The following is a 13,353-nucleotide window of genomic DNA, read 5'->3' on the forward strand; positions in this document are numbered from 1 at the left end:
CTTGAATAAATGGCTCCATTTCTTTCTTGAAACGCATCGAAACTCCCTCCAAATAAATTTTCCTTATCCGTTAGGGTATCGTATTTTTCTAGTTCTTTAAACCGTAGTGCTTAGCTTGACGGCTATGAGCCGTGCCCGCGGAAAGCGTAGTGTATTTTTAGAGCGAAATGTAACAGCACGTTACGACAGAGTCTATGCTTATTTAGTAATAAATCATTTTTAAAAGCTTAATGCAATATAACAGCTATAATACAAACTAAAACAGTCAACGATTAGCAAGTTTATTTAATGAGAAAATGGAGCTAGTAACTTTAAACAATTTACAAAAGGAAATTTAGATATAGTATACATACGATAAAGTTATCAGAAATGTTAAAATAGTATTATAATCACAAATAATGTTAATCTTCTTCACGTTAAAAGTGAGTTTTTAGATATAGAAACCGAAGAGAGGAATGAAAATCATGAGTTTAGAAGAATTAAACAAACGAGTGAAAACCGACCTTTCCTATCTTGCGTTTGGTGGTTCTGACTGGGTACGCCCACTTGACCATAAAGAAGGTCATGTCTATGATGCGATAATTGTTGGAGGTGGCCAAAGTGGTTTAGCCGCAGCTTTTGGACTTCTTCGTGAGAGAGTATCGAATATTTTAGTCATTGATGAAAACCCTGATGGATTGGAAGGACCTTGGGAAACGTATGCTCGAATGGTTACGTTGCGTACCCCTAAACAGTTAACTTCAATTGATTTGGGTATTCCATCTTTAACATTCCGTTCTTGGTGGGAAGCACAATTTGGACCAGAAGAATGGGAAGCAATTGATAAGATTCCGCGCGGTGATTGGATGAATTATCTTCGTTGGTATCGTACAGTTTTGAATTTACCTGTTATAAATAAAGTGAAGTTAAATCTTATAGAGCCAGTAGAAGAAGGCTTACATCGACTACATATTGAAGGTAGTGGAGCACCCTCAGATACAATACTTGCACGTAAAGTAGTTCTAGCTACTGGGATTCAAGGTGGTGGCCAGTGGTATGTTCCGCCAATGATTTCAGATAATTTGCCGAGTCATCTTTATGCACACACATCGAAACCAATTGATTTTAAAAAACTAAGAGGCAAGAAGGTTGCTGTCTTAGGTGGTGGAGCATCTGCTTTTGATAATGCTAATTTTGCATTAACAGAAGGTGTTGATCAAGCACATGTATTTGTCCGTCGAAAAAAGATGCCACGTATAAATCCAATTCGACAAATGGAGGCTTCTGGATTAATTGAACGTTTCCCAGCCTTGTCTGATGCAGATAAATATGCTGCTATCTCTCATTTCTTTAAGCATAATCAACCACCAACAAATGATACATTTAGTCGTGCAACATCCTGGCCAGGTTTTAATCTACACTTAGGTGCACCGTGGTTAAGTGTAGAGCAGAAGGATGAAGGTGCATTAGTTAAAACGCCTCAGGGTGAATACTATTTTGATTTTCTTATTATAAGTACCGGTCTTTTAACCGATCCAGCTTTACGACCAGAGTTGAAACTTGTAGAAAACCATATTGCCCGCTGGGGCGATTTTTATGATGCACCAGATGAAGTCGCAAATCCTGTGTTAGACGCGCATCCATACCTAAGCCCTGGCTTTGCCTTTATAAGCCGAGATGAAAAAGGGAAGAAACGTTTACATGGATTATTTGCTTTTAATTATTCCGCATTAATAAGTTGTGGGATCTCAGCTTCCGCACTTTCAGGGATGCGTTTTGGTATACCTAATCTAGTAGAAGAAATTTCTAATCAACTTTTTCTTGATGATCGCGAAGACATTATGAAGAATTTCTTTGACTATGATGAAGAAGAATTTGTAGGAGAATGGCTGGAAACAAGTAATCAATCTCATTAATATCTTTAGGTCCTATCCAGATGAAAGGTGGATGGGGCTTTTTTTTGATTACGAGAATATACTGAATGTCTCTGAATTAATCACAAATACGCCTGTATAAAACATAAACTATCCTAGTCTAAAACTAGGAGGTAAATGATGTATCCATATTATAATCAATATCAATCGTTAAATCAGTTTTATAGAGAGTCTCCATATTTACATCCATATCCACAACAATTAAATTACTGGGGGCGGCAACCATTCACAAGAGGCCAAGCAACATGGACAGAAGGAGGACGTGTTACGCAATGTGGTATGCCTTGGTCTCATAATGAATATATGACAGCAGCTGTAGGTGTGAATTCGCCTTATCAATGTGGGCAAACGTTAAAGATACGTGAGCTTTTCTCCCAAACTTTAAGAGAAGTTATTGTGACAATTGTTGATAAAGTACCTGGATTCCCAGCTGATAAAATTAACCTACACCGAAAGGCATTTGAAGCATTAGGTGCAGATCCAGCGGTTGGGGTAATAAATATTGAATTTGAATCTTCACCAGAAGTAGAGGAAGCAGAATGGGGAAAATATTTATTGGAAGTTACTGAGGTAGCTTATCCGAATTATAATATAACAGAATATAATTTTGTTAAGAAAACAAATCCAGCACCAAATCAAACAAAGGAAATCTATCACTATATTTTACAATCACCTCAAGAAAGAGTTAAAATCCAAGGCACGGTAATTTATAATTCAAACACTAATCGTGTTGAATCCTTTGATATTAAAGAAATATAAGATTGAAAAAGCCCAATCCACGTATAATGCGGATTGAGCTTTCAATTTTTTAATCATTTATTCAATTCATCAAAATTCATGTTGAACCATAAGGGGTCATTGTTATTAACATCACCATTATAGTTAATTAGCAATTCTTCACCAGCTTTTATATCTGTGTGAGCAAAAAATACAAAGGTATGATCTGGAAAGTTTATATCGTAATCGGTATTTGGAGTATAGGAATGATTAAACAACATGCCATATCCTAAAACAACCGCGGTATGATTTTTACCATATTCAAATACGTAATCATCCAGTACTGTTTGTTCTATGTGTTCGTGCTCCTTGTTTGGATAAGGAATAACAGGTGCAATATGTACTGTTTCTCCTTTTTTTATGTCGCGTGTAGCGAATACGCCTCGATTGAATTCCCCGTCGCTTAATGTAGATGTCTTTATCTCAATCATGTAGGTCACCTGCGATTTCGTTTTATTTTATTCATGTGTACTCTATTTTGACAGTTGCTTATAGCGAACGCAACTGGTTGTACTTGAAATTTATAAAAGTTACAAAATTTATCGCCTTTTAAAAAAAACCCTAAATTTTGTATGACAAGTTCATTATCTTATGATATGATGAACTCGAAAATCAAATAAGCAAAACCACAAGGGGAGCTAAAAAGCTGAGAGTGAACACGTTGTTCTAACCCTTCGAACCTGTTAGTTAATGCTAGCGCAGGAATGTGGATCGTGATATGTAGATTTACGTTTACATATCTGTTCTCCCTTGAGGTTTTTTGTTTAAAAAAGGGGAGTTTTTTTTATGAAAAAATTAAGTTTGGTTATGTTGATTGAGGCGTCCTTTTTTGCATCATTGGCGTTTGTTTTTGATTTACTTCCGTCGATTCGGCTTTCTCCATCGATTTCAATTTCTTTTGCTATGGTTCCAATTTTAATTTTAGCGTTTCGATGGGGGATTAGGGTTAGTTTAATTTCTGGCTTTATCTGGGGTATTTTACAAGTTATCTTGGGTGATGCCTATATTCTAACTCCACTTCAGGCATTTATTGAATATTTTATTGCCTTTGCTTTTATTGGTTTTGCAGGTCTATTTTATAAAGTCATTCAATCGAACCTGAAGATGGGGAAAAAGAAAAAAGTGTTATTTTGGGTTATTACCGCGACACTTGTTGGTTCTGTTGCACGTTACTTTTGGCACTTTGTTGCTGGATTTATTTTTTGGGGAGAATACGCGCCTGATGATATGAACGTGGTGTTGTTTTCATTGATTACAAACGGGATTACCATGTTGGGTGCCTTTGTTTTATGCGCGATCTTATTGGTGCTTTTGATCGGAACTACTCCGAGATTAATTGAGCGAAAATAAACTAGTTTTAACTCCCCGTTTTATAAATGGGGAGTTAAAACTAATAGCTGTCTGCTGCGCTTTTAATATAACCAAGCAGTAAAATAGTTAGCGTTAGGAAGCCAACAATTAAATAGTTAAATAAGCCATTAGAGAGATCAAGTAAGTCTATTAATTTTTGATCCGTCAAAATCATTTCCCCGGCTGTCCACGCAAGAATACCAGCACCAATATAAGCTATCCAACGATATTTTTCTAATACTTTTACGATTAGTTTCGATCCGAATATCATAATAGGAATGCTAACCATCACGCCAATGATAATCATACGAATATCCCCATGCGCCGCACCTGTAATAGCAACAACATTATCCAGACTCATTACCGCATCTGCAACAATGATTGTCGAAACAGCTTTTAATAAACCAGTATGTGAGGTAATGGTAGCTTCCTCTTCTTTTTCAACAAGTAAATTATACGCTATCCAAAGAAGTAATAAACCACCAATTACATTTACAAAAGGAATTTGCATTAAATAAATGATAATAACTGCAAAAAATATTCGGAGCAGAACAGCGCCAATCGTGCCTAAAAGTATTGCTCTATTTTGATGTCTTTTTGGTAAAGACTTGGTGGCCATTGCAATCACAACAGCATTATCACCGGAAAGAACAATGTCAATTGCAATAATTTTTAATAATGCAATCGTCGCAACAGGTGTTATTGAGAATAGTAATGGGAAAAAGTCCACTTTTTGTTCCTCCTACAGAAATTTAAGATGGATAAGCTAAGTTGTCCATAACCAATTCTATGAAGAAACTTGAAATAGTAAACCAAAAAAAGTAGAAGTTTTTTAAAGTATTTATTCTTTTAATTGTTCTCTTTTAAATATCCATACATAAATTAACCCCGCAAAAAATAGAAAACCTCCATAACCAACAGTAGGATATAAGTATTTAACCATAGCAGAAAAGCCAATTTGACTGAATAAAAAAGCTGCTAGTGTTGTGCCTGCAATCACCCAAATTCGAAAGCGTGCAGCGATAAAGTTCATTCTTGAAACAAATCCATATAAATTTCCGACCGCAGTGGTATATACTTCAGCAAATAATACAATAGCAAAAATTAGTTGAATAAATGGAGCAATTTTAGAAGCTATAAGAATCATGGGCACTTCCACATTTGAAACACTATCTAAATTCGTTAAAATACTGAAAAAAATAGCAATGATCCCTATCCCTAAACCTAATCCACCTAATAAAGCCCCCCATAGTAGGTTTTTTTTATTTTTAGCTTTCGCCCCCATTGGTGCTAATACTGCAACGGCAATCACAAGATTATAAGAAGCGTAATTAAGAGCAGAAATGAACCAATTTGGTGCAGCGCCTTCAATGGACTTCGATACTTGTAAATCTGCAGCTGTAATTGGATTTATTGAGATACTATAGATAGCGATAAAAAGAACAGAAACTAATAATACTGGAACAACATAACTGATGGCATTAATAACACCTTTCATTCCAGTTATAACAGTTAGTAGTGAAATAATTGCCATTAAGATCGTCCCCCATAAGGAGGCTAACTGAAATTGTTGATCAAAGATTGCACCGGCTCCAGCTATCATGGCTGCTAAAGCACCGAATAGAAAGACTGTAATAATAATATCGATGATCGTACCAATAATTTTTCCGTTAGTAAATCGCACTACCTCTACATAAGAGCTAACATTTAATGCTTTACCAATTACTAAAATCGTATAGCCGAAAAAGAAAAACAAGAGCGTTGCAAAGGTAAGTCCAAATAGGCCATTTATTCCATATGCACTAAAAAACTGGAGGACTTCTTGCCCGGAAGCAAAACCAGCCCCGACAACGGTTCCAATGTAAGTTGCCGCCACTTTAAATACATTAATCTGTGTAGATGATTCATTGTTCATTTCAATTCCCTCCAAATGCTAATCAGTACATAGGCTTTACAAAATATGTTGTTTTACACATCAAAATAGAAGGCAATTGATGGCTCGAATTAAAGATGAATTTATTATCATGCATGATTATGCAAAAAATGCAAAAACTATGAATACTCAAGATTAAATTACATTTGTTATTAAGAAGGGATGTTGTCATGAAACAGTACGGTTATCCTACTCCTCAAGGATTATATCACCCAGAAAATGAACACGATGCATGTGGTATTGGAATGATTGCCAACATAGACGGTAGGAAAACGCATGATATTGTTCAACATGCAGTTACGATACTTTGTAATCTAGAACACCGCGGGGGACAATCAGCAGATATCAGTACCGGTGACGGTGCCGGCATTCTCACACAAATTCCAGATGCTTTTTTTCGTGATAAATGTGAGGATTTAGATATCGAGTTACCAGCCGAAGGGAAATATGCAGTTGGTATGGTCTTTCTTCCACAAGAACCTGATATAAGAAGAACAAGTGAGCTTAAGCTCCAGCAGATTATTGCCGAAGAAGGTCAACAGTTTCTTGGATGGCGTACGGTCCCAGTTAATGACGCATATGTTGGGGATTCTGCTAAAAAAGTAAAACCATTTATTCGGCAAGTTTTTATTGCGCCTTCAACTGAATTAAAAAGTCGAGAAGCTTTTGAAAGAAAGTTATATGTTATTCGAAAACAAGCGGAGAATAAATTAAAAGGTCTTGCTAATAAAGAAGATACAGAAAATACATTTATCTGTAGTTTATCGACGTCTACAATTGTTTACAAAGGAATGTTAATCCCAGAACAATTAGATTCCTTTTACATTGATTTAAATAATCGAGACTTTAAATCTGCACTTGCTATTGTCCATTCTCGGTTTAGTACAAATACCTTTCCAAGTTGGGAAAGAGCGCAGCCAAATCGATTTATTGCACATAATGGCGAGTTTAATACAATCAGAGGTAACGTTAATTGGATGAGCGCGCGGGAGTCACTTTGCAGATCTAATGCTTTTAATCAAGAAGAACTTGAAAAAATTCTACCTGTTATTGATATGGATGGCAGTGATTCTACGATGTTTGATAACTGTTTTGAATTCTTGCATCAATCTGGAAGGTCATTAGCACACACCGCAATGATGATGATACCAGAGCCGTGGGTAAATGATCTTGAAATGAAGGAAAACGAAAGAGCCTTTTATGAGTATCATAGTACACTTATGGAACCGTGGGATGGTCCGGCCGCAATTATTTACACGGACGGGAGAAAGATCGGGGCTAGTCTTGATCGTAATGGATTACGTCCTGCTAGATATTATATTACAAAGGATGGCATGATTGTCTTAGGATCAGAAGTTGGTGCATTAGATATTTTGCCAGAGGATGTTGCATATAAAGATAGACTCCAACCAGGAAAAAGGTTACTCGTTGATTTAGAAAAAGGGGTGATCATACCAGATGATGACGTGAAACACTCCATTTATAAAGAACATCCTTATGCAGATTGGTTAGCCAAATACAAGTTAAATTTAGAGGATCTGTCTGGATCAGAAGTTAGTCTGGATCGTATAAGTACTACTGAATTGTTAGAACAACAAATTGCGTTTGGTTATACAAATGAAGAATTAAATAAAATAATCAAACCAATGGTAACGGATAAAAAAGATCCAGTTGGTTCAATGGGGTATGATTCGCCGTTAGCTATCTTATCTAAAAGACCACAATTACTATATAACTATTTTAAACAGTTGTTTGCTCAAGTTACAAATCCACCAATTGATGCAATTAGAGAAGAAATTGTAATTGCTGTTGAGACTACGATTGGGAAAGAAGGCAATTTAGTTGAACCAGAACCGGAAAGTTGTCGACACATTCGCTTGCAAACACCGATCTTAACGAATGAACAACTAGAGACACTTCGACATAATGAACTAGAAGGATTCAAAGCACATACATTACCGATTTTATTTGATAGTTCGAATAAACAGGATTTACAAGATGCTCTTGATCAATTGTTTGCAGAAGCAGATCAAGCCATCGAAAAGGATTATACCTTGTTAATACTATCAGATCGTGGTATTAATTCGAAACGTGCAGCTATTCCAGCTTTATTAGCTGTCTCTGGTTTACACCACCATCTAATCCGAAAAGGTTTGAGAACAAAAGTAAGCATACTAATTGAAACTGCAGAAGCTAGACAAGTCCATCATTTTGCAACACTTTTAGGTTATGGTGCAGAAGGAATTAATCCTTATTTAGCATTTCGTTCTTTGGAAGGTCTAATTGAAACTGGAGACTTACGCGATACTTCTTTAGATGAAGCGGTAAAAATATACATTCATTCAGCTACGGATGGTGTCGTTAAAGTTTCATCTAAAATGGGCATTTCTACGATTCAAAGTTATCGTGGTGCACAAATTTTTGAGGCTGTTGGTATTCATCCAGTAGTGATTGAGAAGTATTTTACTAGAACAGCTTCTCGATTAGGTGGTATTGGATTGGATATGATTGCACAAGAGGTACTAATGCGGCATAAAAAAGCATTCGAACGTTCGCGTGGTGGAGAAAAAGGTTTAGAACCAGGGGATGATTTTCAATGGCGTCAGAATGCAGAAGATCATCAATATAATCCGCATACGATTCATTTACTGCAGAGTGCTTGTCGAACAAATAACTACGAATTATTCAAGCAATACTCAGGGATGATTATTGATACGGATAAAAATTTACAATCATTACGTGGCTTGCTTGCTTTTAAGAAAACAACACCGATACCAATTGATGAAGTCGAATCAGTAGAAAAGATATGCAAGCGATTTAAGACAGGTGCTATGTCATTTGGTTCAATTAGCAGTGAAACACATGAATCATTGGCTATTGCGATGAATCGAATTGGTGGAAGAAGTAATTCTGGTGAGGGTGGAGAGGATCCTAGTCGCTATATTCCTGATGAAAACGGTGATTTAAGACGAAGCGCGATTAAACAAGTAGCATCAGGACGTTTTGGTGTATCAAGTAATTATCTTGTTAATGCAGATGAAATTCAAATTAAAGTAGCACAAGGAGCAAAACCTGGTGAGGGAGGACATCTCCCAGGTAAAAAAGTTTATCCGATGATTGCAGAAGTTAGAAATTCAACGCCAGGTGTTGATTTAATATCTCCACCTCCACACCACGATATTTATTCGATTGAAGATCTAGCTGAATTGATTTTTAATCTAAAAAACGCAAATCCAAAGGCTCGGATTAGTGTCAAACTTGTCTCTGCAGTTGGGGTAGGTACGATCGCTGCAGGTGTTGCAAAAGGACGAGCTGATCTCGTTTTAATTAGTGGATATGATGGTGGAACAGGTGCTGCTCCAAGAACGAGTTTAAAACATACTGGGATGCCTTGGGAAATTGGTCTAGCAGAGACGCATCAAACTTTATTAATGAATCGATTACGAGATAGAATTGTTGTCGAAACAGATGGGAAAATGATGACAGGCCGAGATGTCGTAATTGCAACCCTTTTAGGTGCAGAAGAATATGGTTTCTCGACTGCCCCATTGGTTGTTTTAGGTTGTGTAATGATGCGGGTTTGTCACTTGAATACCTGTCCTGTTGGTATTGCTACTCAAGATCCTGTACTGCGCAAGAAATTCGCAGGTTCACCAGATCACGTCGTTAATTTTATGCGCTTTATTGCACAAGAAACGAGAGAACTAATGGCTGAGTTAGGATGTAGAACGATCAATGAGATGATTGGTCGAACAGATCTATTAGAGAAGAAAGTAGCGATCGATCATTGGAAGACAAAAAATGTCGATTTATCCGCATTACTTTATAAACCAGATGTACCAGAAGCTGTTGGTCGTTATCAAACTGTTGAACAAGTTCATGGACTTGATAAAACATTAGATCAACAAGAATTAATTCCATTATGTAAAGACGCACTTGAAAATAAACGAGCTGTGACTCTTTCATTAGGAATACGTAATATTAATCGCGCGACTAGTACGATGTTAGGTAGCGAAATTACTAGGCGATATGGTATAGAAGGTTTACCGGAGGACACCATTCGTTTGAAATTTAGAGGATCAGCAGGGCAAAGCTTTGGTGCTTTCATTCCAAAAGGATTAACACTAAACCTTATTGGTGATGCCAATGATTATGTTGGCAAAGGCTTATCAGGTGGGAAAATTATTGCACGACCATCACGTAAATCCTCATTTTCTCCAGAAGAAAATACGATAATTGGCAATGTTTCTTTTTACGGTGCTACTAGTGGTGAAGCATATATTTATGGCGTAGCTGGAGAACGTTTCTGTGTGCGAAATAGTGGCGCCAATGTTGTTGTTGAAAGTATCGGTGATCATGGTTGTGAATACATGACGGGTGGCAAGGTAGTTGTATTAGGACGAACTGGCAAGAACTTTGCTGCTGGAATGTCAGGTGGTATAGCTTACGTACTTGATGAACAGGGAACTTTCCAATCAAAGTGTAACAAGGAATTAGTACAGCTCGAAACAATAGAAGATAAAACAGAAGCAGAAGCCGTTTTTCAACTTATAAAAAAATACTTAGGTTATACAGAAAGTAAAAATGCGCGAAGAATAGTGGATAACTGGGAAAAGGTTCTACCAAAGTTTATCCGTGTTATACCGAAAGATTATCTGGAAATGAGAGAACGAATTAGCAACTTAGAATCCAGTGGACTATCGAAAGATGAAGCGGCAATGACAGCATTTGAACAAGGATTTGAAGCCGTACAATCAATAAAGTAATGGAGGTGAACGAATGGGAAAGCCAACTGGTTTTAAGGAATATAAACGTCAATCTACGCCAGAACGCGATCCTTTATCACGAACAAAGGATTGGAAAGATTATAAGTTGCCAATGCCAGAAGCAGAGTTGAAAGAACAAGGGGCTCGGTGTATGGATTGTGGTATTCCAACCTGTCAGACAGGAACGGATATGAATGGACACACTTCTGGATGTCCAGTTTATCATTTGATTCCAGAATGGAACGATCTCGTTTATCAAGATCAGTGGAAGGAAGCGCTGGCTCGCGAACTTAAAATGAATAATTTCCCCGAATTTACTGGTATGGCTTGTCCTGCCCCTTGTGAGGGGGCATGTGTGTTAGGGATTAACGAGCCTCCAGTTGCAATTCGGTCAATAGAAAGAGCTATAATTGAAAAAGGTTTTGATGAAGGATGGGTAAGGCCAGAGCCACCTAGTGTAAGAACAGAGAAAAAAGTTGCAGTTGTTGGCTCTGGTCCAGCTGGGTTGGCTGCCGCAGCTCAACTAAACAAAGCAGGTCACCATGTTACTGTCTTTGAACGTTCGGATCGTATTGGTGGATTGCTTACGTATGGTATACCGGAAATGAAGCTTCCGTATGAAGTTGTTAAACGTCGTGTTGATCTGTTAGAGAAAGAGGGCATTGCATTTATGCCTAATACGGATGTAGGAAAGGATTACCCAGTTAAAGATCTGCAAAATGATTTTGATGCTGTTATCCTTTGTGGAGGTGCAACCCAACATCGCGATTTAAAGATAGAAGGTAGAGAACTCGGGGGTATTCATTATGCAATGGATTTCCTTCATACAAACACGAAAAGTCTACTGGACTCTGAATTAAAAGATGATAACTATATTTCAGCTAAAGCTAAAGATGTCATCGTTATTGGGGGTGGTGATACTGGAACAGATTGTCTCTCAACAAGTATCCGCCATAATTGTAAGAGCTTAACACAATTCGATTACAATCAGAAAAAACCTGCTGAAAGACAAGCAGATAATCCGTGGCCGGAGTGGCCGATCATTCATCGTGTAGAATATGGTCACAAAGAAGCAAAAGCTGTATTTGGAACAGACCCTCGTGCGTACACCGTCCAAACGAAGAAGTTTGTTGGTGACGAAAACAACCAGGTGAAAGAAGTCCATACTATCGATGTGGAACAGTACATCGATGAATTCGGTAATAGAATAAAACAAGAGATTCCAGGAACAGAAAGAGTTTGGCCAGCACAGCTTGTTTTATTAGCAATAGGTTTTACAGGACCAGAACAAAGTTTAATTAAGGAAATGAATGTAAAGACAGATTCAAGATCAAACGTAAAAGCAGATTATGGTCAATATAAAACAAACCTCGATGGCGTATTTGCAGCTGGGGATATGCGCCGAGGTCAGAGTTTGATTGTTTGGGCAATCAATGAAGGAAGAGAAGCGGCTAGAGAATGCGATCGTTTTCTCATGGGTAGTACACAGTTACCATAAGTGTAGGTAAAGTTAGTAAAAAGTGTATAAACAGCATAAAACATCAATTCTCTGTTATAATGATTGTACAAGTTTCATCATAGTAATGGAGGTCAATAAATGGGAAAACGAATATTTTATTTTCTATTAACAAACATTCTAGTAATGACGACAATTGTAATTGTCTGGTCACTACTTACAACATTTACAAATATAAGTGGTTCATTTGAGAATGCCGGTGGTGGATTAGGCATTAATTATGGGTCGCTAATGGTATTTAGTCTACTTATTGGTTTCGCGGGAGCGTTTATTTCATTAGCAATGTCGCGTTGGGTTGCAAAGAAAATGATGAAAGTAAAGGTTATCGATCCAAGTGGTCAATTAGCAGCACATGAACGTGCTGTAGTTGAAAAGGTACATCGTTTATCACGTGCAGCAGGCCTCGTTCATATGCCAGAGGTTGGAATTTATCAATCAGCAGAAGTTAACGCTTTTGCGACAGGACCTTCTAAGAAACGGTCACTCGTTGCGGTTTCAGTTGGTCTTTTGAACACGTTAGATGATGATGCGGTTGAAGGCGTTATTGCACATGAGATCGCACACGTTTCCAATGGTGATATGGTCACGATGACATTATTACAAGGTGTGGTCAATACATTTGTCGTCTTTTTATCAAGAATTGTCGCGATCGTTGTATCGCGTTTAGTTCGTTCAGAAATGCAAATGATTGTACGCTTTGTATCGATTATTGTTTTTCAAATTCTATTCTCCATTCTTGGCAGTATGGTTGTTAGTGCATACTCACGCCATCGTGAATTTCACGCCGACCGTGGAGGTGGCGATTTAGCTGGGCGCGATAAAATGGCACATGCCCTTCGTTCATTAAAAGCACATGTGAGCCAAGCAAAAGTTAATGATCGCACAGATGATGCAGCTGTTCAAACAATGAAAATTAATGGAAAAAGTGGCATATCTAAGCTTTTCTCCTCTCACCCTGATTTAGATGAGAGAATTGCACGATTAGAACAGCGCTAAGTTAAATTTTGAATATCAAAGCCATCCCGTAATTTATTTTACGGGATGGCTTTTTTAGTGTGAAAGCAGGTGAAAGTTTTTTAAAAACGCTGCTGCTTTCTA

9 protein-coding genes and 1 riboswitch are annotated in these 13,353 nt (G+C 37.5%); of the genes, 6 read left to right on the top strand and 3 right to left on the bottom strand.

What is annotated here, in order from left to right; genetic code table 11:
• Positions 1-464 precede the first annotated feature (464 nt).
• On the top strand, positions 465-1,895 hold the full coding sequence (locus D2K62_RS16795) for a flavin-containing monooxygenase (RefSeq protein ID WP_117161804.1): 1,431 nt from the start codon (positions 465-467) through the stop codon (positions 1,893-1,895).
• Between the two features lie 138 nt (positions 1,896-2,033).
• On the top strand, positions 2,034-2,672 hold the full coding sequence (locus tag D2K62_RS16800) for a DUF3889 domain-containing protein (RefSeq protein ID WP_112181995.1): 639 nt from the start codon (positions 2,034-2,036) through the stop codon (positions 2,670-2,672).
• Between the two features lie 53 nt (positions 2,673-2,725).
• Here D2K62_RS16800 and D2K62_RS16805 read toward each other — a convergent pair whose 3' ends face one another.
• The gene (locus D2K62_RS16805) at positions 2,726-3,121 is read right to left on the bottom strand and encodes an SET domain-containing protein (RefSeq protein ID WP_112181994.1); all 396 of its coding nucleotides are present in this window, start codon (positions 3,119-3,121) and stop codon (positions 2,726-2,728) included.
• 190 nt (positions 3,122-3,311) lie between these two features.
• Positions 3,312-3,412, top strand: a riboswitch (TPP riboswitch).
• A gap of 64 nt (positions 3,413-3,476) precedes the next feature.
• Here D2K62_RS16805 and thiT point away from each other — a divergent pair.
• Positions 3,477-4,040, top strand: coding sequence for an energy-coupled thiamine transporter ThiT (thiT, locus tag D2K62_RS16810; protein ID WP_117161805.1), 564 nt, complete (start codon positions 3,477-3,479; stop codon positions 4,038-4,040).
• A gap of 40 nt (positions 4,041-4,080) precedes the next feature.
• Here thiT and D2K62_RS16815 read toward each other — a convergent pair whose 3' ends face one another.
• Positions 4,081-4,770 carry a TerC family protein gene (locus tag D2K62_RS16815; RefSeq protein WP_112181992.1) on the bottom strand — a complete coding sequence of 230 codons (690 nt, stop codon included), beginning with the start codon at positions 4,768-4,770 and terminating at the stop codon, positions 4,081-4,083.
• 111 nt (positions 4,771-4,881) lie between these two features.
• Positions 4,882-5,955: a YkvI family membrane protein gene (locus tag D2K62_RS16820; protein ID WP_117161806.1), complete on the bottom strand. Its 1,074-nt coding sequence runs from the start codon at positions 5,953-5,955 to the stop codon at positions 4,882-4,884.
• A 188-nt stretch (positions 5,956-6,143) separates the two neighbouring features.
• Between D2K62_RS16820 and gltB the strand changes: the two genes are divergently transcribed.
• The 3 genes from gltB (at position 6,144) to htpX (ending at position 13,251) form a co-directional block, all read left to right on the top strand.
• Positions 6,144-10,739, top strand: a complete 4,596-nt coding sequence (gene gltB / locus D2K62_RS16825; protein ID WP_112181990.1) for a glutamate synthase large subunit — start codon at positions 6,144-6,146, stop codon at positions 10,737-10,739.
• A 13-nt stretch (positions 10,740-10,752) separates the two neighbouring features.
• Positions 10,753-12,237 (top strand): glutamate synthase subunit beta, encoded by a 1,485-nt coding sequence (locus tag D2K62_RS16830; protein ID WP_112181989.1) that lies wholly within the window; start codon positions 10,753-10,755, stop codon positions 12,235-12,237.
• A 99-nt stretch (positions 12,238-12,336) separates the two neighbouring features.
• Positions 12,337-13,251, top strand: coding sequence for a protease HtpX (htpX, locus tag D2K62_RS16835; protein ID WP_112181988.1), 915 nt, complete (start codon positions 12,337-12,339; stop codon positions 13,249-13,251).
• The last annotated feature ends 102 nt before the right edge of the window (positions 13,252-13,353 follow it).

Origin of the sequence: Paraliobacillus sp. X-1268, from assembly GCF_003426095.1 — a bacterium.
Taxonomy (GTDB): Bacteria; Bacillota; Bacilli; order Bacillales; family Amphibacillaceae; genus Paraliobacillus_A; species Paraliobacillus_A zengyii.